Below are 25,065 nucleotides of genomic sequence, written 5' to 3' on the forward strand. Positions count from 1 at the left end.
CCGGGAAGCTGACAGGCACTCAGGCGTCAGTCGTGGAGCGGCACGCGCCAGATGATCCGGGTGCCGCCGTCCGTCGGCCGTTCGACGGCCAGTGTGCCGCCGCACAGCTCTGCCCGCGTTCGCATATTGGCCAGCCCTCCGAGGCGCCCGGCTGCCGGTTCGTCGGCATCGACCGCTGCCCCTGTCCCGGGCGCGGTCGTGACACCGCCCCGGATTCCGATGCCGTTGTCGGTGACGGTCAGGGTCACCGCGTCGTCGGCCGACAGCACGATGCCGATACGAGTGGCACGGGCATGGCGAGAGGCATTGGACACCGCCTCGGCGGCGACCGCCACCACGTGTTCGGCCAGTTCGTCCGGCACCGTGGTGTCCACCGGCCCGTCGATCCGCACAGCGGGCCGGAAACCAAGGGCGTGTGCCGCCGTGCGAGCGGTCTCCGCCATCCGGTGCCGCAATCCGCCGCGGCCCGAACCGTCCGCTGTCCGCAGATCGAAGATGGTGGACCGGATGATCCGGATCGTGGTGTCCAGATCATCCACCGCCCGGCTGACCCGCTCGGCCGCGTCCGGCCGGTCCGCGATGGCACGCGTGGTGCTCTGGAGAGTCATCCCGGTCGCGAAGAGACGCTGGATCGCCAGATCGTGCAGATCGCGGGCGATCCGGTCCCGGTCGTGCATGACGGCGAGTTCCTCGGACTCGGCCCGTCTACGGGCCAGTTCCAGGGCGATGGCCGCCTGGTCGGCGAAGCCCGAGACGAGCGCGACCTCGGTGTCGTCGAACGGCGGGCGGTCCGCCGGCCGCCCCAGGCGCAGTGCGCCCCTTGCCCCCGTGTCGACCCGCAAAGGCACCGTCACCACCGGACCCAGACCGTCCTCGGCACCGTCGCCGAACGGGTGGGCCCGGGGATCGGTACGGACATCGGCGCAGTGCACCGGTGTCCCGGTACGGGCGGCGAGTCCGGCCAGTGATCCCCGCGCGGGTACGGACAGCCCCGATACGCGTTCGGAGTCCCTGCCGTGGGCGACGGCGACGGTGAGACGTGCCTCGGCCCCGCATGTCTCCGAAGCTCCGGAGAGGGACGCGGGTGGCGTCGGCAGCAGAATCGCGGCCCGGTCGGCCCCCGCCACCTCCATCGCCCGCTCGGCGATCAGATGCAGCACCTCGTCGGCGTCCGTCCCCGAGAGCAGGGTGCGAGTGATCTCGCCCAGTGCCTCCAGACGCCGCTCCCGGCGACGGCTCTCGTCGTACATGCGGGCGTTGTCGATGGCGACCCCGGCCGCGATCGACAAGGTGGTCAGCACCGCCTCGTCGTCGGCGTCGAAGCTCACCCCGCCCCGCTTCTCGGTGAGGTAGAGGTTGCCGAACACCTTGTCGCGAACCCGCACCGGCACCCCGAGGAAGGTGCGCATCGGGGGATGATGGGGCGGAAATCCGAAGCTGCGCGGATGGCTGCTCAGATCGGTGAGCCGCAGCGGTTTTGGGTGATGGATCAGCTCACCGAGGATTCCGCGCCCGCACGGCGTCTGGCCGATCACGGTGGCGAGCTGCTCCGATATGCCGACCGGCAGGAACTCCAGCAGTTTCTGCCCGTCCCCGACAATGCCGAGCGCTCCGTACTCCGCGTCGGTCAGGGTCACTGCGGCCTCCACGATCCCGCGGAGCACCTCGGGCAGTTCTAGGCCCCGCCCCAGACTCATCACGGCATCCAGCAGACTGCGCATCCTGTCCGGCCGACTGGGCTCGGGCCAGGTCGCCGGACCGGGGCAGGGGCCCCCGGGCGAGTCGAGGGCGGGGGAGGCGGAGCCGGGAGAAGGGACTCCGAAGGGGGAGTCGGGCGCGGTAGGTGCTGTCTCTGTCATCGGGGCGCCGCTCTCTGGGTCCGTGTGCCGTATGCCGGGAAATTGCTCACCGGATCACCACAGGGCTGGGACCGGTCCACGGACGGTCAGCCTACGACAGCCACGGGGCCGAGGGCCCGGCGGTGCACTGCCGCCTCCGGGGCCGACTCGGGTGAGGCCGGTCGGCCGCCTGACGGATCGGCAGTAGGGCCGGTCGGCCCCGTGGAAGGTACCTGTCGGTCCCTGGAGGGCTTCGACGGTCAGGACCAGCATGGTGCGGCCGGGAAGGTCCGGTCCGTCCCCTCGCGATCCGCCGGACCTTTCCGACCGCTCCCCTCCGCCCGTGCGGCAGGGGAGCGCTCGAAGAAGCGCAACAGCTGGAGGACACGGTCCGGTGGACGCAATGGAATCTCAGGGCAATCAGGACGCCCCTTCACAGGGGCCCATGCCCCCCGACGATGCTTCTGCTGCTCATGCCGGTCGATCCGAGCATGGTCGCGCTGCTGGCGGTCGCGGGCACCACCACCGTGGTGTCCCTGACCGTCCAGGCATGGCTGCGACGGAGCCAGGAGCAGCGTGAGGAGGAAGCTCGCTGGTCCGCGCTCCTTCCGGTACGGACCGCCGACCCGGTCGGGACCACCGAGGACGAGCAATGAGCCGCCCCTCGTGCACCGGAACGCCTCATCGGCTTCGGCGAGGTGGAGGGCGACCTACGCGAGGGGTCGCTGCAGCACGTGGTCGGATCGCGATCATCTCCTTGCCCCGCGGACGAGGTACACCAACGTCAAGACCACGAAGCGCCGGTATGTGAAGCGGGATCCGGAGGACCTTCGTCCGGCGGCGGATACACGCGGACGACCGGCGAGAGTCTCGACCCGCTCCCGTGAGAAATGCGAGAAAGGGGAGCGTGAGGGGGTGAGTGAGACGACGACTGAAACCCTGCAATACCGCAGAGGAAACGTGGGATGACGGCGCACTGTTCTTTCGTGCTGCCCCAGCCCTACATGGTTCGGTATGCCCGGAGAAAGGTCCGCACTCCCTCGACGACGAGTGGCCGGACGCGGGTGTCCTCCGCGGCATTCGCGGAACCGAGCCTGTCCAGCGCGACGCCGAAGGTCAGCGCGATGAACTGGTCGGCCGCGAGTCGGGGGTCGGGGACGTTGAGCAGCCCTGCCGCGGCGAAGGCGGCGAACCGCTCGGCAAGTGCCTCGTCGGGGGTGTCGGCCATGGAGTTGTAGCCCCGGTGCGGCAGGTGGAGCCGGCTTTCCTGCAGGTGAAGGGCGACGAGTACCGGCCCGTGCACATGGCGGTGTCCGGCACCGCGCTGCTCACGCTGGCGTCCGTCGCCACGCTCGTCGACGTCGCCGACACCCAGGTGCGCAAGCTGCGCGGGCTCGGCAGCGCGCTGCGTCGCCGCAAGGCGGGCTGGTGAGCGGACGGGGGTCGGGCCGCACCGACACCTGATGCCCGTCGGCCGTGCGGTCCTACCGCTCGGCCGACGCCGCGTTCTCGGCCCACAGCGAGCGCACATGCCCGCAGCGGCCCGCCCGGGCCACGAACATCCGGTAGCCGTGGAGGAGTTGCGTCAGGCACTCGTCGACGCCGGAGAGGTGGAAGCCGCCACACTCCATCCGCACGCGCCCTTGGTCCCCTCAGCCGCTCCGAGCAGTGCTGCCGGTGGCGGGAATCGGAGTGAGGGGCACCGGCCGTACCGAGGTGGCGCTGCTGTTGGGCATCACGCCGCTGCTCGCGCTGCCTGTCATGGTGGGCGTGGTGCACGGGACCACCGTGCTGGCCACCCGTTCGGGCCGCGGTGAACTGGCCCTGTCCCGGGCGGTCGCGGACTCCGGCTCACTCACCCTGCTGGCGGTGACGGTGCTCCCCGCTCTGATCGCGGTCGCCCTCGGGTAGCTGTGGATCCGGCGGGTCTTCGCCCGGGTGCCTCCCGACCGGCGTGACAGCCCGACACGGGTGCGGAGCCGTCGTCCGGGTCCCCGTCGCGGTCTCCATGGCCCGATGAGGAAAAAAACCCTTCTGGAACATCGTGTGAAGGATCGACGGAAAACCGCAGCCATAACGCCTGCTTCTGACCGGGATAAAGCGTTTTTCTTGGACCTGTGGCCGCTCGGACGATGGCCTTGGAGCTATGGGTAATACTGCACACGGGCATTCAGAATCCGAGGTCCGCGCGGAGATCGCGGCTGAACGCCGTGAGTTCGCTCACGTGTTGGACGGATTACCGGCTCGAATGTGGGACGAACCCTCGCTGTGCTCGGGCTGGCGGGTTCGCGAGGTGGCCGCCCATATGTCCCGGGGGGTCCGCTACTCACTTCCCCGGGTGGCCGCGGAACTCGTCAAGGCGCGCGGCAGCCTGAACCGGATGACCGACCGGTGCGCCCGCTAGGACGCCGCCCTGTTCTCGAACCCCCAGTTGTCCGACTTCCTCCGGGACGCCGCCTCGACGGTCCGCAGGCGGACCGTTTCGCCCTCGACTGAGGGCTGTGCCGTAGTCCCTCCTGGGGAGGCGCGCGGCCTCGGGCGGGGTGTGTCGCACGGCGGATGGACGTCCGCACGCCGGAGATGTATGCGGATGTTCCGTCCATGCGCCGAGGTATTTTGGCTGTCGTCGTGTGTCCACCCGTCCTCGCCGACCGCATTGCCAATTGACTCAGAATGGGGGCTGGTTGTTAAGAGAATATAAATTTCTGCTGTATAGGAGAAGAGGGTTTTTCATGATGTCCGCGGCGCGTAACGTGAGGGACTGAATACGCGCGTTGTGTGCGTTCTGAGCTGTGGGGGCGGTCGATGAAGACGGGGATGACGGCTGAAAGTCCGGAGAGGGCGACACATTCACGGTCCGACACCCGTGGCCGTGTGGCCGAACTGCTGGCACTGCGCGAGCAGGCCCGTCGCGGACCGAGTGACCGGGCGACCGAGGCGCAGCACGCCAAGGGCAAGCTGACGGCGCGTGAGCGCATCGAGCTGCTGGTCGATCCGGGGTCGTTCAAGGAGGTCGAGCAGCTGCGTCGGCACCGGGCGACCGGCTTCGGCCTGGAGGAGAAGAAGCCGTACACCGACGGTGTCATCACCGGCTGGGGCACGGTCGACGGCCGGACCGTCTTCGTCTACGCGCACGACTTCCGGATCTTCGGCGGCGCCCTGGGCGAGGCCCACGCCACCAAGATCCACAAGATCATGGACATGGCCATCTCGGCCGGTGCCCCGCTCGTCTCGCTGAACGACGGCGCGGGCGCCCGTATCCAGGAGGGCGTCAGCGCGCTCGCCGGGTACGGCGGCATCTTCCAGCGCAACACCAAGGCATCCGGCGTCATCCCGCAGATCAGCGTGATGCTCGGCCCGTGCGCGGGCGGCGCGGCCTACAGCCCCGCCCTCACGGACTTCGTGTTCATGGTCCGCGAGACCTCCCAGATGTTCATCACGGGACCGGACGTCGTGAAGGCGGTCACCGGCGAGGAGATCACCCAGAACGGCCTCGGCGGCGCCGATGTGCACGCCGAGACCTCGGGCGTCGCGCACTTCGCGTACGACGACGAGGAGACCTGCATCGCCGAGGTCCGCTACCTGATCGGGATGCTGCCGTCCAACAACCGGGAGAACCCGCCCGCCGTGGCGAGCGACGACCCGGCCGACCGGCGCGGCGACGTCCTGCTGGACCTGGTGCCGGCCGACGGCAACCGCCCGTACGACATGCACAAGGTCATCGAGGAGCTCGTCGACGACGGCGACTACCTGGAGATCCACGAGCGCTGGGCCCGCAACATCATCTGCGCCCTGGCCCGTCTGGACGGCCAGGTCGTCGGCATCGTCGCCAACCAGCCGCAGTCCCTCGCCGGCGTCCTGGACATCGAGGCGTCGGAGAAGGCGGCCCGGTTCGTCCAGATGTGTGATGCATTCAACATTCCCATCATCACTCTTTTGGACGTACCCGGCTTTCTCCCCGGGGTCGATCAGGAGCACGGTGGAATCATTCGGCACGGTGCGAAGCTGCTCTACGCGTACTGCAACGCCACGGTGCCGAGGATCTCGCTGATCCTGCGCAAGGCCTACGGCGGTGCGTACATCGTGATGGACAGCCAGTCCATCGGTGCGGATCTGACGTACGCCTGGCCGACCAACGAGATCGCGGTGATGGGCGCCGAAGGCGCCGCCAACGTCATCTTCCGCCGGCAGATCGCCGACGCCGAGGACCCGGAGGCCATGCGGACCCGCATGGTCAAGGAGTACAAGGCCGAACTGATGCACCCGTACTACGCCGCCGAGCGCGGCCTGGTCGACGACGTCATCGACCCCGCCGAGACCCGCGAGGTACTGATCGCCTCGCTCGCCATGCTCCGCACCAAGCACGCCGACCTGCCGTCCCGCAAGCACGGCAACCCCCCGCAATAAGGCCGGTACGTCGTCATGCGAGGGAGCGCGCACCCATGACCAGTACCGTTGCCGAGCACATCCTCCGAGTCGAGAAGGGCCACGCCCGGTCCGAGGAACTGGCTGCCATCACCGTGGTCCTGCTGGCCCGCGTCACGGCCCGGACCGGCGGTGGCACCGACTCCCACCAGACGCCCAGCAGAGCCGGCTGGCAGCGGCTGGAGCGGATGGGCGCGTTCCGCGTTCCGCACAGCTGGCAGGGTTGAACCGGAGCGGGGCCTCCCCGCCGGCCGACTCCCATGACCGGCACAACGGTCAACCGGCCGTATGCGAAGGGTTGTCAGGGACGGCAACGGCTGGCCGGACGGCCCGAGGCCACGGTCGGCGACAGCGACAGCCGCGGACCGAAGCCGGGCAGGGCGAGCAGCACCGGCGGCCGGGTCCAGTCCTCCTGTCGTACCGCGATGCCGAGGCGGGTGGTGGCGTGAGCGCCGATCTGTACCGGGCCGACCGTGCCGACCAGCAGCGGTGAACTGCCGGCCGGTCCGCTCCCCGCCCGGGCGCCCAGAGCCACCGCGTGCAGGTACCAGGTGCCCGGCGGCACCTTGTTCAAGGAGAAGGGCCCGGCTCCGTCGAGGCTGGACCAGGCCACGGGCTGACCTTGCAGGATGGAACTGCTGAAGGCGCCGACGTACAGAGTCGGTCGATACCGCCGCCCGTCTCTCGGCCGGTGACGGGGGGGCGCTGATGAACACCAGGGGGCTGACGGAATTGGTGATCCTCGGTGTCGGGCTCCAACTCGGCCTGCTCGACCCCTCCTTGTACTCGCTGATGGTCGTCATGGCCCTGGTGACAACTGCCATGACAGGACCGCTGCTGTTGCTCATCGGGACGCGGACGACTCCGTCTCCGACATCCGCCGTCCCCGACGAGGGCGCTCTCGAAGAGAGCGCTGTCGACGAGTGCGTCGGCAGCGCGGGGCAAGGTCGTCGTGCTGTGGGCTGAGAGGGACCGTGGCGATGCGGCGGAGTCCGGCCGGCGCCGACGTCGCTGTCGGGCCACGGAGGCGCGGAAACGTGCGGTGTCCGGTTCCGGACGCGATGTGTAGTGTGGTTTGACATGAAGGCCGAGACACTGAGAGGGAACCTGGAAGGGATGCTGTTGTCCGTGCTGGAGCCCGGACAACTGCACGGCTATGCCGTCATCGAGGAACTCAAGCGGCGCAGTGGTGACGCGATCAACCTGCCCACAGGGACGGTCTACCCGGCGCTGCACCGACTGGAGGCCGCGGGGCTGGTCGGCAGCGAGTGGTCACGCCACAACGGCCGTCGGCGTCGCAACTACTTCCTCACCACGGCCGGACACGGTGCCCTGGCCGACAAACGTACGGCCTGGCTGGAGGTTTCCAGCGTGATCTCGGTGGTTCTGGGAGGCGGAGCGTAATGGAGACGGCGGTACTGCGGCATTACACCGACCACTTGGCGCAGCACCTTGTCGGACCGTACTCGCGGCGGTCGGCCATCATCGACGAGGTGATGGATGGCCTGCAGTGCGCGGCCGAAGGAAACCTGGAGGACTGCCCGGACGTGGAGGAAGCCGCGCACCGTGCAGTCCTGGAGTGGGGACCGCCCAGTGAGATCGCCCGGGCCTACAACGACGCGACGCTGCGCATCAGTGCCAACCGGCTTTCTGTGCGAGCCGTGTGCGCGCTGCCGCTGCTCGCGGTGACGTGGGCGTGCGCGCTGCTCGGTGGCCCGGCCGGGCCCTGGGCGTACCGTCATCCACCCCTCCTCGTGATGGGGTTGGCGATCGTGGCGTTCGGCTGCGTGCTTTCCCTGGCGGGAGCGCTGTCGGGGCTCCGCAAGGGCAGCGGTCTGGCGGCGGCGGCCGCCCGGCGGGACAACACGGTCACGACCGGGACACTCGCGGCCCTCATCGGTCTGCTGTTCGTGCTGGGCGCCTTGGTCCTGCTCCTGCTCAACCGGGGGCTGAGCCATCCTGAATCCCTGGACTGGCCCCTGGTCTCCGTACCCGCGGTCCTGACCCTCCTGGCCGGGGCCTATTTCGGACTCGCCCTGAAGCGATTCGTCTCCGCCCTGCGGGGGGCCGGTTCCGCCTAGAAGGCCCTCGACGCTCCGTCGGGCTTCCTGCTCCACGCAGGTCCGAACGGATCGTGACCAGAGCTCCCGGTGGGGGCGGCGAACGGTTTCGGCGCCGTCCCCACCGGGAGCTCTGCGCGTTCGGGGGACGGTGGCCACCTCATATCCAACTTCCGTGTCCGAACGGCATGTTGCGGTTGCCGTGATGGGGGGTTACGTTGTTTCTCGATATGTAGCGTGGCTATACAATAGCGTCCCTACAGGAGGTGCGCCGTGGAGCGCATGACGCGATGGGTGCTTGCCCATCGGTGGCCCGTGGTTCTGGTCTGGGTGGTGCTGACCATGGCCGGAGGCGCCATGGCGGGCAGCACGATTGACAAGCTCTCGTTCGAGTCGCGGCTCCCTGACAAGCCTGCCCAGACGGCGAACGACACCATCGCCCAGCGCTTCTCGCAGACCGGTGGCAAGAACGCCCCCCTGCTCGTCGTGGTGACCGTGCCGGAGAGCACCACCGCCGACAGTGCGGACGTGCGCAAGGAGTGGGGCGACCTGATCACCAGGATCACGCCTCAGGGTGGTCGCAGTGTCTCCTACGCGAACACCGGTGACGATTCCCTGCTCTCCCAGGACAAGCGCACCACCGTGGCGCTCGTCTATCCGTCGGCCAATCCCTCCAACTCGCCCTATGAGCAGTCCCTGCCGGGCATCAAGAAGGCGGTCGAGCAGGCGAAAGTAGCGGGCGCCCCGGTCGAGCTGACCGGTCAACCCGTACTGTCCGGCCGTGACAGCGGAGCCCAGCGCAGTCCGATCTACGAGACGCTGATCGGCGCCCTGGGAGCCCTGCTCGTGCTGGGTCTTGTCTTCGCCAGCGGCCTCGCCATCGTGCCTCTGCTGATGGCCGCGGTGGCCATTCCCACCACATTCCTGCTGGTGCGCGGCATCACCGGGGTGACCGACGTCTCGTTCATCGTCCAGTACCTGGTCGCGCTCATCGGCCTGGGCATCGCCATCGACTACGCGCTGCTCGTCGTCACGCGCTGGCGGGAGGAGCGCCAGAAGCCCGGCGCCGACGGCCAGGAGCCGACGGCGCGCAGGGAGGCGATCGTGCGGTCCGTGGCCAGCGCCGGCCGTGCCGTCGCGTTGAGCGGGGCCACGGTGGCGATCTCGCTCGCCGCCCTCGTCGTCCTCCCCGTACCGTTCCTGCGCAGCGTCGGATACGCGGGTCTGCTGATCCCGCTGGTGAGCGTCGCTGTCGCCCTCACCCTGCTGCCCGTCCTCCTCTATGCGTGGGGCGACAAGCTCGACCGGCCGCGCCGCGCGCATCGTCCGGATAGCAGGATGTGGACCCGGATCGCCGGACTCACCACACGTCGTCCGGCGCTCTGTGCGGTGCTCAGCGGCACACTGCTGCTCGCTCTGGCCGCGCCCGTGCTCGCCCTGCGCCTGGGGCAGCCGGCCGTAGTGACGCTCGCTCAGGGCGGCAAGCCGGCGGCGGCGTTCCAGCGGATCGTCGACGCGGGCTTCGGCGAGGGCATCGCCCGCCCCGTCGAGGTGGTCGTGGGGGCGGACGCCGGCGACACGATGAACACCCGGCTCAGCGGCCTCGACGGCGTCGCCGGCTCCGTCGCCCCGACGGACTGGGCGCGCGGCGGGCAGAGCATCGTCGACGTGTGGACCAAGGCCGATCCGTCGAGCGGTGACGGCGGGGCCACGGTGACGGAGATCGTGGATACCGCACGGGAGTCCCCGGGCGTGCTCGTCGGCGGTGGACCGGCGCAGGACGCCGACTTCATCGACGCGGTCTATGGATCCCTCGGGCTCATCCTCGTCTTCGTGGCCCTGCTCACCTTCATCGTGCTGGCCCGGACACTGCGCTCGGTGGTTCTGCCGATCAAGGCTCTGGTCCTCAACGCGCTGTCCACCTGTGCGGCATACGGCGTGGTGGTCCTCATCTGGCAGAAGGGCTACGGCAGCGAGCTGCTGTTCAACACCCCGGCCATCGGAGCGGTGACCATCTGGGTCCCCATGGCGGTCTTCGCGTTCCTCTTCGGACTCTCCATGGACTACGAGGTGTTCATTCTCCATCGCATCCGCGAGACCCATCTCGACCTGATCGCCAAGGGGGAGCGCGACACCGTAATCCCCTCCGTCGTGACAGGCATCAGCCGGACCGGACGGCTCGTCACCTCCGCCGCGCTCATCCTCTTCCTGGCCTTCACCGCGCTGGCCAGCATCCCGATCACCGATGTGAAGGTGTTCGCCACCGCGCTGGCGGCGGGCATCATCATCGACGCCACCGTTGTCCGGGGTGTTCTGACTCCGGCCCTGGTCACGCTTCTCGGGCGGTCCAACTGGTGGTTCCCGCGCTCCTTGGGCCGGTTGCTTGTCACCACCCCCGAACAGGCCTCCGGCCCAAGGCCCGACCGTGCCTTTGCCGACGAGGCGGCGCGGGCTCCCGAAGGACAGCCGGCGGACCCCACCGAGACGGTCCCCTCCTCGAAGGCGGGTCCCCTGGGCGGTGCCTGACCGCAAGCCACCGCGCTCCGGCGCGGTGGCTTGCACGTGCTTTCTCACGCCTTCATCGGCGTGCGCAAGGGTGGTCGTGCGGACGCCGAGCGCAATGCGGCGCCCAAGACCTTACGACTGCGAAGGGAACCCGACAGTGTCCACAGAGAAGCCTGACCATGACGTAGTGATCCTGGGCTCGGGAATCGCCGGATCCACCCTCGGCGCCGTACTGGCCCGTAACGGAGTCAAGGTACTGCTCGCCGACGCGGGCACCCATCCTCGCTTCGCAGTGGGGGAGTCGATGATCCCCCAGCTGGTCGCCTGGCTCCAGGTCCTGGCCGAGCGCTACGACGTGCCCGAGTTCGAGGCCCTGACCGACGCGACCACCATGAACGAGTCGGTGAGCAACACCTTCGGCAGCAAGCGGCACTTCGGCTTCATGCTGCACCGGCCGGGCCAGGAGCCCGACCCGGACGAAGCGCACCAGTTCGTCATACCCGATGCGCTGAGTTCCGCGAGCCACCTCTTCCGGCAGGACAGTGACGCCTATCTGTTCCGAGTCGCTGTCGGGCACGGCTGCGCGACACGGCAGCAGTGGCGGGTGGAGAACATCGACCTCTACGACGACGGCGTCACGCTGACCGGCACCGACGGACACGTGGTCAGGGCTCGTTATCTGGTGGACGCGAGCGGCTTCCGTTCCCCGCTGGCCGACCGCCTCGGTCTGCGGGAGGAGCCCGCGCGCTTTCAGCACCACTCCCGATCCCTGTTCACGCACATGGTCGGAGTCCGCCCCTTCGACGACGTGGTGAACGTCCCGGAGAAGAGCCGGCCGCCCGTGCGGTGGCACGAGGGCACCATGCACCATCTTTTCGACCGCGGCTGGTTCTGGATCATCCCCTTCGACAACCACGAACTCTCCCGCAACCCGTTGTGCAGTGTGGGGGTCACCCTTGATCCGCGGATTTATCCCAAGCCGGAAGGCGTCACGGCGGAACAGGAGTTCGCGCAGCTGGTGCACCAGTTCCCTGCGGTGGCAAGGCAGTTCGAGGGAGCCAGGAAGGTCCGGGAGTGGGTCTCCACCGGACGGCTGCAGTATTCGTCCCACCGGACCGTGGGTAAGCGCTGGTGCTTGATGTCCCATGCCGCGGGTTTCCTCGACCCTTTGTACTCGCGCGGTATGTCCAACACCTTCGAGATCATTCACGCCCTCGTCCCGCGCATACTCGGGGCACTGGCGGACGACGACTTCGACGAGGAGCGGTTCCGCCATGTCGAGGAGCTCGAACAGGGTCTGCTCGACTACAACGACACGCTTGTCAACTGCTCGTTCATCGCCTTCTCGCATTTCCGTCTCTGGGACGCGGTCTTCCGTGTCTGGGGAAGCGGCAACACCCCTGGCACCCTGAGGATCAACAACGCACTGCGCCACTTCCGCGCCAACCGCGACCCGGCCGTCTTCGACGCTCTGGAGAAGGCGCCCCACACCGGCCTGTGGTGGCCGGACAGTGACGCTTTCAAGACAGTGCTCGACGGAATGGCCGAGGCCTGCCGACGATACGAAGCGAAGCTGATCGACGGCGACACGGCGGCGGACATCATTCTCACGCTCATCCAGGAATCCGACTCGGTGTACCCGGGGTTCGGCTGGAAGGACGTCAACCAGCGGTTCGTCCAACCGGATCGGCCCCAGATGAGGGATTTCCTGGAATGGGCCGCAGGATCGCCGCTGCCGGAACTGAGCACCATCGGCCGCGAAAGCCTGCAGGCGCTGCGCGCAGCGGGTGCCGCACCGGTCTCCGTCTCCCCGGAAGGCAGCCGGTGAGCGGCGGGACCTCCCAGGTGGGGGCGAGCATCCAGGAAGCCAACAAGGCCCTCGCGCGGTACTGGTTCGAAGAGGGCTGGAGCCGCGGCAACCTGGACGCGGCCGACCGGATCTTCGCCCCTGATTTCCTGCTGGGCGGCGAACCGGTCGGCCCCGAGGGCCCCAAACGGAGCGTGCGACTGCGGCGAGCCGCGTTCTCCGGACTTACTGTCAGGGTCGGACTACAGGTGGCCGAGGGGCCGTGGGTGGCGAGCTGGTACACCACCCGGGGCACACACCAGGGAGAATTCGCCGGCGTGGCCCCCACCGGACGTGCGATCTCCTCCGAAGGAATTCAGCTGTGGCGGGTGGAGAATGGACTGGTTGTCGAGGATCGAAATGTGTTCGACGTGAGGCGGGTTCTGTCCCAGATCCGCACGCCGGACGATGAGATCCCGAAGTCGACGCAATTCGCTAGGGGCCGACATGGATGATGTTTTTCTCGTACGCAAAAATGACCGCGTGTACGCGGTTGCGGAGGCGTAATTTCTCCATTACTTTTTGGATATGAGATTTCACGGTGCTCTGACTCAGTATTAATTCCGCAGAAATCTCGGCATTGCTGTAGCCGCGCGTCATGAGGCGGAACACCTCGATTTCCCGTTCGGTCAGCTGGCCGAGCGGGGAGTCGCCGGACTCCTCCCATGCCGTGGGGATGAGCAGGGACCGGCCGGTGGCCATGATGCGGACCGCGGCGGCGAGCTCCTGGGAGCTGCTCCCACTGGACAACAGGCCCTTCACGCCGGCCTCCAGGACTTGGCCCGCCGCCGCGTTCACGTTGTTGATCAGGACGAGCACATTGGGTGGTGGAAGCGGGGAATGGGACCGGGAGAGCGCACCTATGCTGTCCAGGGCCTCTGTCGCGTCCTCGTGGGAGTTGACGATGACGACATCGGGCCGCAACTCCCGGTACCGGGCGGAGGCGGTGTCGCCGTCCTGGGCGACGCCGACGACTGTCAGATCGGGGCAGCCGTCGAGAATGGTGCGTAGCCCGGTCAGTGAGATGGGGTGTGAATCGACGAGCAGGACGCTGACGCATGGCATGCCTGACATGTATTCCCCCCGGGGTGTGGTAGTGCAGTTCTGGTGCACAGAATAGCGTGGCCGGTGTCGATCTGTTTCGGTCGGAGGTTTATCCCGCATTGACGAATTCGTGTGGGACCGACGTATCGGCAGGGCGCACCGAAGGTGTGGGCATCGAACTTTTTCCCCGGCCGCGTGCCCGGTTGTCCGGCCACGGGGAGGAATACGGCGCGCTGAACACCCGATCCCGGGCCACCGGCCCAGGAGCGGGCTCGCGCTTTTCCGCGTCAGTTCTTGCGAGCGATCACCGCCGTCGTCAGCGCGGGCAGCCTGACGACCCGTTCGACCGTGAAGCCCGCGTCCGTCATCCACGAGGAGCACTGGGCAGGCGAGTATCCGCCGGCCTGTGCGGACTGCAGCATCATGATGAGGCTGAGCATCAGGCTGTCCGCCTGCTGCCGCCCGTCGTCGAGCATGGTGTCGTACACGATGAGCGCCCCCGCGTCGTGGACGGCGCCGTGCGCCTTGCGCAGCAGCGTGGCACGCTGCTCCATCGGCCAGTCGTGCAGCACACTGCCGAGGATCAGTACATCCGCGGGCGGCAGGTCGGCCCGGAAGAAATCGCCTCCCACGAACCGCAGGCGCTTCTCCGCGCCACGCTCCGCCACGAGCCGGTCGAAGTGTTCGGCCATCGACGGGCGGTCCATCACCGTGCCGGTGAGCCCGGGATGCGCGGCGGTGAGGCGCTCCGCCAGATTGCCGCGCGCCCCGCCCACATCGGTGAACGTCGCATAGCGCGACCAGTTGAAGACGTGTGCCAATTCCTCGGCGACGGCCCCGTTGAAGCTGTCCATGGCGGACAGGAAGTGCCGCAGTCGGACCGGGTCGTGGAAGATCCGTGTGAACGGGACCTCGCCACCGGTCCCCTGGCCCCGGGCCGTGCCGTTGCGCAGCAGCCCGGTGAGGGAGTCCTGGTCGCCGCCCATGAGTTCGGTGGTCATCCGCAGGAAGCCGCCGACGAACTCCTCACTGTCCGGCAGCAGATGGCCGGCCACGCCCGGGCTGTTGCGGTAGCGGCCTTCCGCCCGCGACAGGAGGCCGATGGCGGTCAGTGCGTCGAGGAAGTCCTGGGCGCCGCGCGGGTGCAGGCCCGCGCGGTCGCACAACTCCTCGGTGCTGAGCGACCCGTCGCCCAGCACCGAGAAGACCCCCAGGTCCATCGCCGCTGTGAGGAGCTTGCTCCGGAAGAAGGACCACCCGACGAACATCACGTCGTAGGGGTCTCGCAGCGGACGCTCCGCGGGCCGGCCGGACCGTACCGGTGCGAGCCCGTCCGTGACAGGTTTTGACGTCGTCATGCCCGTCAACCTCAATCCATTGGTGTGGAACTGCTTTCGGAAGGACGGCTCTCCGTGGTGGTCGCTTGATTTTGTGGAGCGGGAACACGTGGCGTGCGCCGGCCTATTCGGGCGCGCAGCCACAGCTCCGAAGGTCGTTCGTAGAACCGGTACAGAATGGCGCAGATGGTGACGGTGACGAAGAGTGCCAGAACTGCCCAGCCCGCATTCGACCAGCTGGCCCCGATCGGCATCATATAGAATTCGACAATATTCTTCCGGTCGAATACTGTCGACGAGATCTCAAAAAGCACGGTGAAATGCAGAAGGTAGAAGGCGTACGACCATTCACCAAGAGCCACCATCGGTTTCGTCCGCAGCCACGACGTGCCGCCCGCGAGGTCCCGCTGGGCCACCGCGACGACCACGAGTGCGTACAGCGGCGCGGTGACCTGGCCGAGGGCGTCGAACGCGACGTACAGACGCCATGTCTCGTCGCGCAGCAACCACAGGGCGAACAGCCCGGCGACGAGCAGCGCGGTGGCCGACCGGACCCCGAGCGGGGAGCGCCAGCCCTTGCGCACCGCGGCCGCCGCGACCATGCCGAGGAGGAACTCCCAGAGCCGGGCGATCGGCGAGTAGGTGCCGAAGATCAGCCCGTCCATACCGGTGAACGACGGGCGTGCCTGCGGAGGATAGAGCTGCCAGAGCCACACCCTGATGCCCCAGCCCACCAGCACCAGGGCGACGGCCGCCCAGCCGAGCCAGCGCAACGACCGGCGTACCGTGTACTTCGCCGCGAACGGGAAGATCGCGTAGAAGAACGCCTCGCACGCGAGGGACCATGTCACCGGGCTCGTCCCGCCCAGGATCCAGCTGGGGACCCACGCCTGGTACAGCAGGCCGGCGGAGAGCGCCATCAGGATCAGCGTGTTCGCCTGGCCCTTCGGGGCGTCGGGGAGCTGCAGGAGCAGCGGCACCAGCACGCCTATGGCCAGCATCGGCCAGATGCGGGCGAACCTGCGTCCGTAGAACGGCCCGATCCGGTCCGAGGCCATGTAGGTCCAGGTGAGGACGAAGCCGGAGAGCACGAAGAAGAACGTCACTCCGGAGGAGCCCAGGGCGAAGACGGCGTCCGTGTGGGGGAGCGGTAGGAGGGTGCTGACGTGTGAGAGGAAGACGGCGAAGGCCGCGATCCAGCGCAGACCCGTCAGTGAGTCCAGCCGGGCAGCCGGTCCGGCCCCGGGCGTGCGAGGCGTGACGGGCGGCGATTCTCGCTTCTGTGCGGAGGAAGTCATGGCACTGGCACCAGCCATTTCGACGGGGACGGGAAGGAGAGGGCCATTCCGGGACGGTGTCGCGGAATGCATGACGGCTTTATTGAGTACGGAGCCGGGCCCGAGCGTGCGGCAGTAGTGCATCACCGGCCGATGAACCCTCGGTTAAGCCGAAATAAACCAGCCCGTGGGCCTCCGGTTCTCCTTTTCGCTGGCACATTTGCAGCTGTTGCCGCTAATCTATTCCGACTCATGCAGTTGAATTGCCGAAGAGATTCGAGGATGTCATGCGGCGATTTCCGTACGGCACGGCCATGGTGACCGGGGCGTCGAGTGGGATCGGAGAGGCGTTCGCCCGCCTGCTGGCCCAGGAAGGGGTGGGCCTCGTCCTCGTCGCGAGGCGAGGGGACCTGCTCAAACAGCTCGCGAGCGAGTTGGAGTCCGCGCACGGGGTGGACATCGAGGTGTTGCAGCTCGACCTCACCGACGAGAGTCAGGTCATCGTCGCCGAGAAGCGGCTCGCCGATCCGGACCGGCCCGTGGAGCTTCTGGTGAACAACGCCGGGTCGAGCGGCTCCGGCTACTTCGCGGAACTGCCCCCGGAACGTGAGCTGCACACCGTGGTGCTCAACGCTGTCGTGCCGCTGAGACTGGCCCGCGCCTGTCTGCCCGGCCTGATCGCGCGTGGTGCCGGCGGCATCGTGAATGTCTCCTCACTCGTCGCCGTGCTGCCGAAGCCGCGCTCCGCGACCTACGCCGCCTCCAAGGCCTTCCTGTCCTCGCTGAGTGAGACTCTGGCGATGGAGGTCGCCCGCCACGGCGTTCACGTCACCACCGTGCACACGGGTCTGACTCGCTCCGGGTTCCACGCGGCGGCCGGCGTGCCGACCGATGCGCTGCCTCGTATGAAGTGGCTGACGGCGGATCAGGTCGCCCGCGCCGGACTGGACGCGGTGGCGGCCGGGCGGCCGTCCACGGTGCCCGGGCTGGCGTACCGCATCAGGCTCCCCCTCATGCGCTCGATGCCCCGGTCCGTCGTCAGGGCCATCACCCGGCGCGTCCACGAGGCGCGACAGGCATGACCACACAGCGCTCCGTCTCACCCCGGCACCGGGCACGCAACAACGTCGTCATCCTCCTGCACCGCCTGGGGCTGCCCTTCGGCCCGATGCATCTGCTCACCGTGCCCGGCCGCAGAAGCGGCCTGCCCCGGACCACTCCGGTCGCGCCGGTGGTCGTCGACGGCACCCGCTACATCCTCCAGGCGTATCCGGAATCGGACTGGGTCAAGAACGCCCGTGCCGCCGGACACGGGGTGCTCGCCCGGGGCCGCCGGGAACAGCAAGTGGAGCTGGTGGAGCTTCCGGAGGAGGAAAGAGGGCCGATTCTGCGTGAGTTCCCCAGCCAGAACCCCAGGGGGATCGGTGCCTTCCTGCGCAACGGACTGGCGGCCTCGGCCTCCCCGGAGGACTTCGAGGCGGCAGCGCCGCGCTGCCCCGTCTTCCGTGTCGCCCCTCGGCCGAGTTGAACCCCGGGACACCTGCCGCGCAGGTCGGCCACGCATGAGCGGGCGGTTCCCACGAACCCGTGGGAACCGCCCGCTCATGCGCATGCCGTACGCCTTCGTCAGTGCGGCACGGCCATCTCCTCGTCGGCCGCGGCCGTCAGCGGCACACCGTGCACATCGACGCCGGTGGTGAGATAGCGCAGCTCGTCCGGGCCTTCGTGGCGCAGCCAGTGCGCCATCTGCCGCAGATCGTCCGGCTTGGGGTAGATGAACCTGCAGGCGGGGTCGCGCAGTCCGAGGTGGTCCAGCACCACGGGGGCCTTCGCCACCGTCGTCAGCAGCTCCGCCCCCGCGTCGGCGGCGGTGCGCTCCCCCCGGTCGACCGCTTCGCAGACCCGCACCATCTCGTCGAACAGTTCCTTGTAGCCGTGTGATCCGGGCACCGGAAGTCCAGGGTGGGCGGCTTCCTCCATCACCCGGAGCACGCCGTCGTCGCCCGAGTCCATGAAGCGTTCGGTGAACCGGTCGAACCGCAGGTTGATCGGTACCTCCGCCGCACACCAGACGCGGTAGACGGCGTTCCACAGGGCGTGGTCGCTGAAGGAGATGAACGAGCAGTTGACGAGCTCGTCGTTGTACCGGATAAGGCCCTGCTGGAGTTCGTCGACGTACCGGAAGCGCTCCTCGTCGAAGTCGTCCTCGGCCAGCGCTTCGAGGAGCCGCCACGCAAGCGAGTTGACCACCTCGCCGGTGTTGGTGAGGCCTCGGGAGTACAGCGGGTCGATGAAACCGGCCGCGTGCGACATCAGACACCAGCGGTGCCCCACGGTCTTGCCGGAGGCGTACTGGATCCGGTCGGCCGACACCCAGGGCCGTACGGTCCGGGCGTCCGCGAACAGTCGGCGCACCGCGGGGAACCGTTCCGCCAGGCTCCGGAACTCCTCCTCCGGGGAGATGTCGTCCGGCTTGGGGTACCGGCGCTCGTCGAGTGTCAGCCCGACACTGACCAGCGGATTCTTAGACCCCGGCCCATTGTTGAACGGGATCGACCAGAACCATCCGCGTTCGAAGATGTGGTGCATGGTCCCCTCCACCCAGGGGATCGGCGGCGCGTCCTCGGGCCCCACCCGCAGACACTCGTCCGTCGGCCGCACCCCCATCATGTGCGTGAACAAGGAGCGGGAGTGGTGCTTGATCTCCTCCGGCGGCCTGCGCAGTGCGAGCTGCCGGGCCACCGGGGACCGGAACCCGCTGGCGTCCACCAGATACCGGCCCTCGTGACGCTCACCGCCCTTCCCGACCACGGCAACGTGGTCCTCGGCCAGTTCGACGTCCTCGACGTGGAACGCCTGCTGGACGTCACAGCCGTAGCGGATGGCCGTGTGGAAGAGATACGCGTCGGTGTCCTGACGGAACAGATGGCTGGTCTGCAGCACCTTCGACGGCGGGCTGAACTGGAGGAACTCGGCCGGGTCGGGCTCCTTGCCCTCCTCGTGCCGGATGAAGCCGAAGTGCCGCTTGGTCCCGCTGGTCGGGGCGATCTTGTCGCGGCAGTCCTCGTAGGAGGTGAGCGACTCCAGTTCGGGAATGCCGTAGCGCCGGGCGAGCAGCCGGAACATCTTCAGGGTGTAGAGCGTCGTCGACTCACCGACGGCGAAGCGGGGGTGCGTTCCGCCGTCGAGGAGGAGAACGGAGACACCCTGTTTCGCCAGGATGGCGCCCAGGGCCGATCCGGCGATGCCGGAACCCAGAATGATCACGTCATGGCGGGGCGGCGTGCCGGGCTTCGGTCCGGCACGGTAGCCCGAGAGGTTTTTGGGCATGGTGTCCTCCCTGGTCGGACTGGAACGAGTGGGTTGCGTGCGAGCGCGCCGGAGCGGCACGGGGCCGGCCGGGGCACCGCGGAATGCCGCGGTGCCCCGGCCGGGATCCTCCTGCGAGCCATGCGGCGCACGGGAGGCCGGTGGCAGAGGGGGGAGGGCCGTCAGCGCCCCGGAGCGGTGTGTGTCAGCCACGGGATCCGCGCGCGGCGGCGGCCGGACCGCCGGCACCGTCGCGGACCGCGGCCGGCGGGCCGCCCAGGTCGCCGTGGGCTCCGGGCGGCGGCCGGAATCCCCGCATCTGGTGCTCGTTGGCGAGCTGCTGCATCTTGCGCCAGTCCGGGGCCCCGTCCGCGACGAGCTCGGACAGACCGATGAAGAAGTTCTCGACGCCGCCGGGAGTGGCGATCACGAGCAACTGGCCAGGCTCGTCACCCACGTTGAGGAAGCGGTGGGGTACGCCACGCGGACCGTAGATGATGCTGCCGGCGTTGATGACCTCCGTGACCCCGCCGACCTCGAACTCGTAGCTTCCCTTGTTGACGAAGAACGCCTCGTCGGCGGTCTCGTGCACGTGCAGCGGCGGACCGCTCCCCGGCTGGGTGGTGATCTGGTAGAAGCTGTACAGCCCGCCCGTGTCCTCCTTGCGCAGCAGGAACCGGCCTTCCTCACCGAACCAGCAGACGGGCTCGACATCGTCCCGGTTGACCACTTTTCGCTCGGGCTTCGACATGGTTTCTCATTTCTTTCGCTCGGATCGTCCGGTGACGGACGGCAGCCGTTGGACAGGCAATCAGCGGCTGCAAAGGGGGTGATAAAGGCGGGGAAAATCCACTGGCCCACGTCGTGCGCGGCGCCGGGCGATCAGGCGAACGCGGTGCCGCCGTCCGCGAGCAGACAACTGCCGGTGAGGTACGAGGAGCGCTGTGACGCCAGGAACGCGATGACCTCGGCGACGTCCCGTGGGGTTCCGTTGCGCCTGAGCGCGGCGCGCTCGGCAACGGCCAGGCGCTGTTCCTCGGGGACCTGATGGGCGAGTTCGGTGAGGATGAGATTGGGTTCCACCGCGTTGACCCGCACACCCCGTGGGCCGACTTCCATGGCCAGGGTGCGCACAGCGGCCTCCACGCCCGCCTTGGCGACCGCCAGCGGAAGGAAACGCGGTGCGGGCCGGCGGGCGAGCGCCGCCCCCACCGCCACCACCGAGCCGCCGCCCCGGGCGATCATGTCCGGCAGCACGGCACGCGTGGTCAGGAGCAGAGCCTTGAGCTGCTGTGTGACCACGTGTTCCAGGTCCTCCCACGTCAGGTCCGTCACGGGGGCGATGCGCGCCTCATGGGCGCCCAGACCCGCGGCGTTGAGGACCAGGAGGTTCACCGGGCCGACTTCGGCCGTGACACCGGCGACCAGCGCGGCCACCTGCTCGGGATCGGTGACGTCGCCCTGCAGCGCCACTGCTTCACCGCCGAGTTGCCGGATCGAGTCCACGACCTCCTGGGCCCGGTCCGCGCTCTTGTGGTAGTTGACCGCCACCCGGGCCCCTCGGGCGGCCAGCAGCCGGGCGGTGGCCGCGCCGATGCCGCGGGCTCCCCCGGTGACCAGAGCGACCCGGCCCGCGAACTCCGGTGGCTCAGGCGTCTGCCCGGCGGACTCGGCGGCCGACGTGTGCGCGGCACTCTCCTCATGTGCGGGATTCATGGGATCAGCTCCTCAACTGAAGGACAAACGATCGGAAGCGGCCGGGACCACGGATACGGTGCTCAGGCCCACAGCAGGCAACAGCCGCTGAGCGCGGCACAGAACGCGAGGACGGCGAAGGCGGTACGCAACTGGTTGGCACGCGCCCAGCGGTCACGCAGCGTCTCCCAGCCCTCGGGGATCTCCCCGGCTTCGGCCCACGCGTCGACCCGTCGGTTCATCCGTACGTTGCGCAGTTCCGACACCAGGGCGACGCCCGCCACTCCTGCCAGGGCGGTGGCGAACGCGGCCTTCGCACCAGCCCCGGGGGCCAGGAACGACAGCCCGAGGCCGGCGGCCAGCGCCACCTTGTTCACGGTCGGCATCAGCGGGTCGAAGCCGGGGTCCAGCAGCCGATGCACTTCGGACCAGCTCTGCCGGGGCAGACGCAACAGCATGGGAACGACGGCTCGTTCGACCGCGATCAGCGCACCCGCGAGCACGCCGGTGCACAGCACGAGGACGGAGGCCAGGGCGGCGGCCAGCATCGGAGGCCCTCACCCCGCCCCGTGGTCGAGTGCCCCGGCCGTCCGAAGGGGCGCCCGCTCCAGCCGGCCGTCCAGCATCAGCGCATAGCTCTGGCCCCGGGCGACCGTGTCGAAGAAGGTGTACATCATGAGGTCGCGCAGTCGGCACAGCGGAGCGCTGTGAGCCAGTCCCAGCGTGCCGATGCGCCACGAGGTCGTCACCATGTCGCCGGCCCGCCCGCGACGGGCGGACTCGAAGGCACGGAGCGTCCCGGGCACCGCATCCGGTTGCGCGCGTCCCAGCATGTCGGCGAGGACCACCCCGCTCTCGATGGCCTGGCCCGCGCCCTGGCTGAGATTGAGCGTCATCGGATGGGCGGCGTCACCGATGAGCACGACCCGGCCCTCGCTCCAGCCGCCGCTCGGCGGCCGGTCGTGAATGCTCACCGGCAGGATCGCCCCCTCGTCGGTCGAGGAGATGATCCTGCCGACGGGGTCCGCCCAGCCGCGGTACGCGGCCGCCAGCGCAGCGCCTCGCGTTTTGCGCAGGGTGTCGATCCCGGCGGCCGCGCGGTCACTGGTGATGGCATCCCAGTAGACCTCGGTCTTGTTCAGCCTGCAGTACAGGAAGCGCAGGCCCCCCTTGCCCCACAGGTTGAAGAACGTGCCGGTGGGCACCAGTGACTCGCCCGGCAGCCGGGTGATGGCCTGCCAGGCCGTGTATCCGGCGTATCGCGGCGGTGGTTCGAACCCCCTTCGCATCTCGGCCCGAACCGTGGAACGTAGCCCGTCGGCGCCGATCAGCACCTCACCACGGGCCGTGGACCCGTCGTCGAACTGCGCGGTGACACCGTCGACGTCCTGCGTGTAGCCGGTGAACCGGCGGCCCAGCCGGATCCGGTGGTCACCCACCGCCTCGGTGAGCACCTTGTGCAGGGAGGAGCGGCGCAGGGCGCAGGCCGGTGCGCCGGACTTCTCCGTCGGACCGTCCAGGTGCCAACGTGCCAGGCGTCGGCCGGAGTCGGAGCGGAACTCGTGGAAGCGCATGTGTACCGAATCGGCGGCGACGGCCTCGTCGATCCCGAGCCCGAGCCTGCGCAGCGAGAGGAAGGCGTTGTGCCAGAGCATGAACCCACCCCCGGTCAGCAGCCGTCCCGGCGTGGGACGCGCCTCGAACACCTCCGCCTCGATGCCCTGCCGCAGGAGGCCTGCCGCCGTGGTGAGCCCGCCGATACCGGCGCCGATCACCAGGGCCTTGCGGATGGTAGCCATGGGTGCCGTCCGCTCACGTGTGGGACGGGACGCTGTCGAGCCGGGCCCGCAGATCGTAGATCCGCCGCTCGATACCGCCGCCGCTCCAGTAGGGGAACATGGGCGCCGCCATCTCGCGGTGCGACGGGGCGTCCTCCCAGGCACGGAACGCCTCTTCGCTCTCCCACTCGGCGAGCAGGATGTAGCGGCCGGCCTCCTCCGCGTCGCGCAGCATCTCGTCGCGAATATGGCCGGGCGTGCCCCGGACGGCGGCGGCGACCGAGAGGTAGGCCTCCTCGAAGGCCTCGCGGTCCTTCTCCTCGACACGGGCGGACACCATGACACGTACGGTCACGAGGGATCACCTTCCAACGGAGTGGTGGCTGACACGTGCTGAACGGCTTCGAGCACGCGCTTGCGGGCTGATTCGCGGAACGGCTCAAGCCGGGCGCTGAGCCGTTCCCGAGCGGGACTTGTCCGGAAGGCCTCCAGGGCGGCCCGGTCCGCCCAGTCGGCCATGATCAGATGTGTACGGGGACGGTGCGGGTCGCGCAGCAGGGTCTGGCCAACACTGCCCGGCAGACGCGCGGCAGCCTGGGCCGTCTCCAGCCAGGCCGCGCGGAACTCTGCCTCGCATCCCTCACGGACCGTCATCTCCAGCACGGTGCGTAGCACGGAGTACGGTCTCCTTCCGGTCAGATGCCGCCGTCGGCGTCGAGCGTGGCGCCGGTGATGTAGCGGGCGGCGTGCGAGACGAGGAACAGCACCACATCGGCTATCTCCTCCGGGCGGCCGAGCCGTCCCAGCGAGATCATCTGCTCGTAACGGGCCCGCCCCTCGGCCGTGACGGCCTTCATCTGGTCCGTTTCGACCAGCCCGGAGGCGATGCAGTTGACCCGGATTCCCTGTGGCCCCAACTCCTTGGCCAGGGCCCTGGTCAGCCCCATCACACCGGCCTTGGACGCCACGTAGTGGGCGGCGCCCGGCATGCCGTGGTGTGCGACGGCGGAGCTGATGTTGACGATGGAGGCGACCTCGGCGACGTACGACAGCGACGCGCGGATCACGTGGTACATGCCGGTCAGATTGGCGTCGAGGATGCGATGCCACTCGTCGGGGCCCAGATTCCGCAGCGGGAGGTGACTGATGACACCGGCGTTGTTCACGACGGCGTCGATGGGTCCGTACCTCTCGTGCGCGTCGGCGCACAACCGGCCGGCCTGCTCGTGGTCGGTGATGTCGCAGCGTACGAGCGAGCCCTGGGCACCCTGCTCGCCCAGCTCACGCCGCAGCGACTCGACCTGCCCGCTCTCGTTGACGTAGCAGGTTGTCACCGAGGCGCCCTGAGCGGCCAGGGCGAGCACGGTGGCCCGTCCGATTCCCCGGGCGCCGCCGGTGACCAGGACGTGCTTGCCCTTGAGGGCGAAATCGATGCCGCTCATCGCGCCACCATCGCTCCGGCACGGCCCCGGGCCGCCGCCTCGACCCGCTCCTTGATCAGCGACATCTGGGTCTTCGAGTTCCCGTTGATGCGCTCGGCCATGGCGGCGTCGTCGACCGGGGCGTCCGGCTTCATGTGGAACTCCTGGACCCAGCGCATCTCCACACCTGTGTCGGTCTGCCGGTAGGACCAGTGGATGTTCATGAAGGCGAAGGGGCCCGGCTCGACGCGGTGTGCCTCGACGGTCCTGTTCACGCGGTCCATGACGCGTTCGGAGATCCAGCTCCAGACCTTTCCGTCGGCCTCCGGATGGAGGGAGAGACGGAAGCGCACGGTGTCACCTCGGTGCTGCAGGATCTCCGCGGAGGCGTACTCGCTGAACAGGTTCGGCCAGTTGGCCACATCGTTGGTCATGTCCCACACCAAGTCCAACGGTGCGTCGATGACGACGTGGTTCTCGGTACGCGCGCCCGCCGGCTTCAACTGCTCGTTGATCAGGGCGAAGACCTC

The 25,065-nt window shown here is 68.7% G+C and carries 29 protein-coding genes and 1 pseudogene; 14 read left to right on the forward strand and 16 right to left on the reverse strand.

Features of this window, described 5'->3' with window-relative positions:
• Positions 1-26: 26 nt before the first annotated feature.
• Positions 27-1,721 carry a GAF domain-containing protein gene (locus OH735_RS30505; RefSeq protein WP_406384901.1) on the reverse strand — a complete coding sequence of 565 codons (1,695 nt, stop codon included), beginning with the start codon at positions 1,719-1,721 and terminating at the stop codon, positions 27-29.
• A gap of 575 nt (positions 1,722-2,296) precedes the next feature.
• Between OH735_RS30505 and OH735_RS30510 the strand changes: the two genes are divergently transcribed.
• Entirely contained in the window at positions 2,297-2,494 is a 198-nt protein-coding gene (locus OH735_RS30510; RefSeq protein ID WP_406384903.1) for a hypothetical protein, read from the forward strand.
• A 344-nt stretch (positions 2,495-2,838) separates the two neighbouring features.
• Here OH735_RS30510 and OH735_RS30515 read toward each other — a convergent pair.
• Positions 2,839-3,093, reverse strand: a pseudogene (locus OH735_RS30515) (TetR/AcrR family transcriptional regulator C-terminal domain-containing protein); the annotation flags it as partial.
• Here OH735_RS30515 and OH735_RS30520 point away from each other — a divergent pair.
• The gene (locus OH735_RS30520; protein ID WP_406386974.1) at positions 3,082-3,270 is read left to right on the forward strand and encodes a hypothetical protein; all 189 of its coding nucleotides are present in this window, start codon (positions 3,082-3,084) and stop codon (positions 3,268-3,270) included. The pseudogene OH735_RS30515 and the gene OH735_RS30520 sit on opposite strands and share 12 nt — an antisense overlap.
• A gap of 52 nt (positions 3,271-3,322) precedes the next feature.
• On the opposite strand, the gene OH735_RS30525 is transcribed toward OH735_RS30520, so the two are convergent.
• On the reverse strand, positions 3,323-3,475 hold the full coding sequence (locus OH735_RS30525) for a hypothetical protein (protein ID WP_406384904.1): 153 nt from the start codon (positions 3,473-3,475) through the stop codon (positions 3,323-3,325).
• Positions 3,476-3,515: 40 nt separating this feature from the next.
• On the opposite strand from OH735_RS30525, the gene OH735_RS30530 reads away from it, so the two are divergent.
• The 4 genes from OH735_RS30530 (at position 3,516) to OH735_RS30545 (ending at position 6,490) form a co-directional block, all read left to right on the forward strand.
• Positions 3,516-3,749, forward strand: a complete 234-nt coding sequence (locus OH735_RS30530) for a hypothetical protein (RefSeq protein ID WP_406384906.1) — start codon at positions 3,516-3,518, stop codon at positions 3,747-3,749.
• 235 nt (positions 3,750-3,984) lie between these two features.
• Complete coding sequence (locus tag OH735_RS30535) at positions 3,985-4,242, forward strand: maleylpyruvate isomerase N-terminal domain-containing protein (protein ID WP_406384907.1); 258 nt, start codon at positions 3,985-3,987, stop codon at positions 4,240-4,242.
• A 413-nt stretch (positions 4,243-4,655) separates the two neighbouring features.
• Positions 4,656-6,245, forward strand: coding sequence for an acyl-CoA carboxylase subunit beta (locus OH735_RS30540; RefSeq protein WP_406384909.1), 1,590 nt, complete (start codon positions 4,656-4,658; stop codon positions 6,243-6,245).
• Between the two features lie 35 nt (positions 6,246-6,280).
• Entirely contained in the window at positions 6,281-6,490 is a 210-nt protein-coding gene (locus OH735_RS30545) for an acyl-CoA carboxylase subunit epsilon (protein WP_406384910.1), read from the forward strand.
• Positions 6,491-6,564: 74 nt separating this feature from the next.
• Here OH735_RS30545 and OH735_RS30550 read toward each other — a convergent pair whose 3' ends face one another.
• Entirely contained in the window at positions 6,565-6,876 is a 312-nt protein-coding gene (locus OH735_RS30550) for a hypothetical protein (protein WP_406384912.1), read from the reverse strand.
• Between the two features lie 95 nt (positions 6,877-6,971).
• Between OH735_RS30550 and OH735_RS30555 the strand changes: the two genes are divergently transcribed.
• The 6 genes from OH735_RS30555 (at position 6,972) to OH735_RS30580 (ending at position 13,129) form a co-directional block, all read left to right on the forward strand.
• Positions 6,972-7,229: a hypothetical protein gene (locus OH735_RS30555; RefSeq protein WP_406384913.1), complete on the forward strand. Its 258-nt coding sequence runs from the start codon at positions 6,972-6,974 to the stop codon at positions 7,227-7,229.
• A 114-nt stretch (positions 7,230-7,343) separates the two neighbouring features.
• Entirely contained in the window at positions 7,344-7,667 is a 324-nt protein-coding gene (locus tag OH735_RS30560; RefSeq protein ID WP_406384915.1) for a PadR family transcriptional regulator, read from the forward strand.
• Positions 7,667-8,344 carry a hypothetical protein gene (locus OH735_RS30565; RefSeq protein ID WP_406384916.1) on the forward strand — a complete coding sequence of 226 codons (678 nt, stop codon included), beginning with the start codon at positions 7,667-7,669 and terminating at the stop codon, positions 8,342-8,344. The genes OH735_RS30560 and OH735_RS30565 overlap by 1 nt, the downstream gene beginning before the upstream one ends.
• 261 nt (positions 8,345-8,605) lie before the next feature.
• Entirely contained in the window at positions 8,606-10,849 is a 2,244-nt protein-coding gene (locus tag OH735_RS30570; RefSeq protein WP_406386809.1) for an MMPL family transporter, read from the forward strand.
• Between the two features lie 136 nt (positions 10,850-10,985).
• A complete protein-coding gene (locus tag OH735_RS30575; RefSeq protein WP_406384917.1) occupies positions 10,986-12,656 on the forward strand; it encodes an NAD(P)/FAD-dependent oxidoreductase in 1,671 nt (556 codons plus the stop codon).
• Complete coding sequence (locus tag OH735_RS30580; RefSeq protein WP_406384918.1) at positions 12,653-13,129, forward strand: ester cyclase; 477 nt, start codon at positions 12,653-12,655, stop codon at positions 13,127-13,129. The genes OH735_RS30575 and OH735_RS30580 overlap by 4 nt, the downstream gene beginning before the upstream one ends.
• Here the strand turns inward: OH735_RS30580 and OH735_RS30585 are convergent.
• The 3 genes from OH735_RS30585 to OH735_RS30595 all read right to left on the reverse strand — a co-directional run bounded on the left by OH735_RS30585 (position 13,110) and on the right by OH735_RS30595 (position 16,353).
• Positions 13,110-13,739, reverse strand: coding sequence for a response regulator transcription factor (locus OH735_RS30585; protein ID WP_406384919.1), 630 nt, complete (start codon positions 13,737-13,739; stop codon positions 13,110-13,112). The two genes, OH735_RS30580 and OH735_RS30585, sit on opposite strands and share 20 nt — an antisense overlap.
• 266 nt (positions 13,740-14,005) lie before the next feature.
• Positions 14,006-15,076: a methyltransferase gene (locus OH735_RS30590; protein ID WP_406384920.1), complete on the reverse strand. Its 1,071-nt coding sequence runs from the start codon at positions 15,074-15,076 to the stop codon at positions 14,006-14,008.
• A gap of 11 nt (positions 15,077-15,087) precedes the next feature.
• Positions 15,088-16,353 carry an acyltransferase family protein gene (locus tag OH735_RS30595; protein ID WP_406384921.1) on the reverse strand — a complete coding sequence of 422 codons (1,266 nt, stop codon included), beginning with the start codon at positions 16,351-16,353 and terminating at the stop codon, positions 15,088-15,090.
• A gap of 266 nt (positions 16,354-16,619) precedes the next feature.
• Between OH735_RS30595 and OH735_RS30600 the strand changes: the two genes are divergently transcribed.
• Both OH735_RS30600 and OH735_RS30605 read left to right on the forward strand, forming a co-directional pair.
• A complete protein-coding gene (locus OH735_RS30600) occupies positions 16,620-17,414 on the forward strand; it encodes an SDR family NAD(P)-dependent oxidoreductase (protein WP_406384922.1) in 795 nt (264 codons plus the stop codon).
• The gene (locus OH735_RS30605; RefSeq protein WP_406384923.1) at positions 17,411-17,860 is read left to right on the forward strand and encodes a nitroreductase family deazaflavin-dependent oxidoreductase; all 450 of its coding nucleotides are present in this window, start codon (positions 17,411-17,413) and stop codon (positions 17,858-17,860) included. Before OH735_RS30600 ends, OH735_RS30605 begins: the two co-directional genes overlap by 4 nt.
• Positions 17,861-17,958: 98 nt before the next feature.
• On the opposite strand, the gene OH735_RS30610 is transcribed toward OH735_RS30605, so the two are convergent.
• The 9 genes from OH735_RS30610 to OH735_RS30650 form a co-directional block, all read right to left on the reverse strand.
• Positions 17,959-19,662, reverse strand: a complete 1,704-nt coding sequence (locus OH735_RS30610; protein ID WP_406384924.1) for an NAD(P)/FAD-dependent oxidoreductase — start codon at positions 19,660-19,662, stop codon at positions 17,959-17,961.
• 184 nt (positions 19,663-19,846) lie between these two features.
• Positions 19,847-20,392 carry a cupin domain-containing protein gene (locus tag OH735_RS30615; RefSeq protein WP_406384925.1) on the reverse strand — a complete coding sequence of 182 codons (546 nt, stop codon included), beginning with the start codon at positions 20,390-20,392 and terminating at the stop codon, positions 19,847-19,849.
• 131 nt (positions 20,393-20,523) lie between these two features.
• On the reverse strand, positions 20,524-21,357 hold the full coding sequence (locus tag OH735_RS30620; protein WP_406384926.1) for an SDR family NAD(P)-dependent oxidoreductase: 834 nt from the start codon (positions 21,355-21,357) through the stop codon (positions 20,524-20,526).
• 62 nt (positions 21,358-21,419) lie between these two features.
• Positions 21,420-21,884 carry an anthrone oxygenase family protein gene (locus OH735_RS30625; protein ID WP_406384927.1) on the reverse strand — a complete coding sequence of 155 codons (465 nt, stop codon included), beginning with the start codon at positions 21,882-21,884 and terminating at the stop codon, positions 21,420-21,422.
• Positions 21,885-21,893: 9 nt separating this feature from the next.
• Positions 21,894-23,135 carry an FAD-dependent monooxygenase gene (locus tag OH735_RS30630; RefSeq protein ID WP_406384928.1) on the reverse strand — a complete coding sequence of 414 codons (1,242 nt, stop codon included), beginning with the start codon at positions 23,133-23,135 and terminating at the stop codon, positions 21,894-21,896.
• A gap of 13 nt (positions 23,136-23,148) precedes the next feature.
• The gene (locus OH735_RS30635) at positions 23,149-23,469 is read right to left on the reverse strand and encodes an antibiotic biosynthesis monooxygenase family protein (protein WP_406384929.1); all 321 of its coding nucleotides are present in this window, start codon (positions 23,467-23,469) and stop codon (positions 23,149-23,151) included.
• Positions 23,466-23,789 carry an antibiotic biosynthesis monooxygenase family protein gene (locus tag OH735_RS30640; protein ID WP_406384930.1) on the reverse strand — a complete coding sequence of 108 codons (324 nt, stop codon included), beginning with the start codon at positions 23,787-23,789 and terminating at the stop codon, positions 23,466-23,468. Before OH735_RS30640 ends, OH735_RS30635 begins: the two co-directional genes overlap by 4 nt.
• Before the next feature lie 20 nt (positions 23,790-23,809).
• Complete coding sequence (locus OH735_RS30645) at positions 23,810-24,556, reverse strand: SDR family oxidoreductase (protein ID WP_406384931.1); 747 nt, start codon at positions 24,554-24,556, stop codon at positions 23,810-23,812.
• Positions 24,553-25,038, reverse strand: a complete 486-nt coding sequence (locus OH735_RS30650) for an SRPBCC family protein (protein WP_406386811.1) — start codon at positions 25,036-25,038, stop codon at positions 24,553-24,555. The genes OH735_RS30645 and OH735_RS30650 overlap by 4 nt, the downstream gene beginning before the upstream one ends.
• Positions 25,039-25,065 lie beyond the last annotated feature (27 nt).

This window comes from Streptomyces sp. NBC_01618 (assembly GCF_045209435.1).
Taxonomy (GTDB): Bacteria; Actinomycetota; Actinomycetes; order Streptomycetales; family Streptomycetaceae; genus Streptomyces.

Coding starts and splice junctions, on each gene's coding strand:
- OH735_RS30505 (WP_406384901.1), bottom strand. CDS start 1,721: ATGCGCAGTCTGCTGGATGCCGTGATGAGTCTGGGGCGGGGCCTAGAA.
- OH735_RS30510 (WP_406384903.1), top strand. CDS start 2,297: ATGCTTCTGCTGCTCATGCCGGTCGATCCGAGCATGGTCGCGCTGCTG.
- OH735_RS30535 (WP_406384907.1), top strand. CDS start 3,985: ATGGGTAATACTGCACACGGGCATTCAGAATCCGAGGTCCGCGCGGAG.
- OH735_RS30540 (WP_406384909.1), top strand. CDS start 4,656: ATGACGGCTGAAAGTCCGGAGAGGGCGACACATTCACGGTCCGACACC.
- OH735_RS30545 (WP_406384910.1), top strand. CDS start 6,281: ATGACCAGTACCGTTGCCGAGCACATCCTCCGAGTCGAGAAGGGCCAC.
- OH735_RS30555 (WP_406384913.1), top strand. CDS start 6,972: ATGAACACCAGGGGGCTGACGGAATTGGTGATCCTCGGTGTCGGGCTC.
- OH735_RS30560 (WP_406384915.1), top strand. CDS start 7,344: ATGAAGGCCGAGACACTGAGAGGGAACCTGGAAGGGATGCTGTTGTCC.
- OH735_RS30565 (WP_406384916.1), top strand. CDS start 7,667: ATGGAGACGGCGGTACTGCGGCATTACACCGACCACTTGGCGCAGCAC.
- OH735_RS30570 (WP_406386809.1), top strand. CDS start 8,606: ATGACGCGATGGGTGCTTGCCCATCGGTGGCCCGTGGTTCTGGTCTGG.
- OH735_RS30585 (WP_406384919.1), bottom strand. CDS start 13,739: ATGCCATGCGTCAGCGTCCTGCTCGTCGATTCACACCCCATCTCACTG.
- OH735_RS30590 (WP_406384920.1), bottom strand. CDS start 15,076: ATGACGACGTCAAAACCTGTCACGGACGGGCTCGCACCGGTACGGTCC.
- OH735_RS30595 (WP_406384921.1), bottom strand. CDS start 16,353: ATGACTTCCTCCGCACAGAAGCGAGAATCGCCGCCCGTCACGCCTCGC.
- OH735_RS30600 (WP_406384922.1), top strand. CDS start 16,620: ATGCGGCGATTTCCGTACGGCACGGCCATGGTGACCGGGGCGTCGAGT.
- OH735_RS30605 (WP_406384923.1), top strand. CDS start 17,411: ATGACCACACAGCGCTCCGTCTCACCCCGGCACCGGGCACGCAACAAC.
- OH735_RS30610 (WP_406384924.1), bottom strand. CDS start 19,662: ATGCCCAAAAACCTCTCGGGCTACCGTGCCGGACCGAAGCCCGGCACG.
- OH735_RS30615 (WP_406384925.1), bottom strand. CDS start 20,392: ATGTCGAAGCCCGAGCGAAAAGTGGTCAACCGGGACGATGTCGAGCCC.
- OH735_RS30620 (WP_406384926.1), bottom strand. CDS start 21,357: ATGAATCCCGCACATGAGGAGAGTGCCGCGCACACGTCGGCCGCCGAG.
- OH735_RS30625 (WP_406384927.1), bottom strand. CDS start 21,884: ATGCTGGCCGCCGCCCTGGCCTCCGTCCTCGTGCTGTGCACCGGCGTG.
- OH735_RS30630 (WP_406384928.1), bottom strand. CDS start 23,135: ATGGCTACCATCCGCAAGGCCCTGGTGATCGGCGCCGGTATCGGCGGG.
- OH735_RS30645 (WP_406384931.1), bottom strand. CDS start 24,556: ATGAGCGGCATCGATTTCGCCCTCAAGGGCAAGCACGTCCTGGTCACC.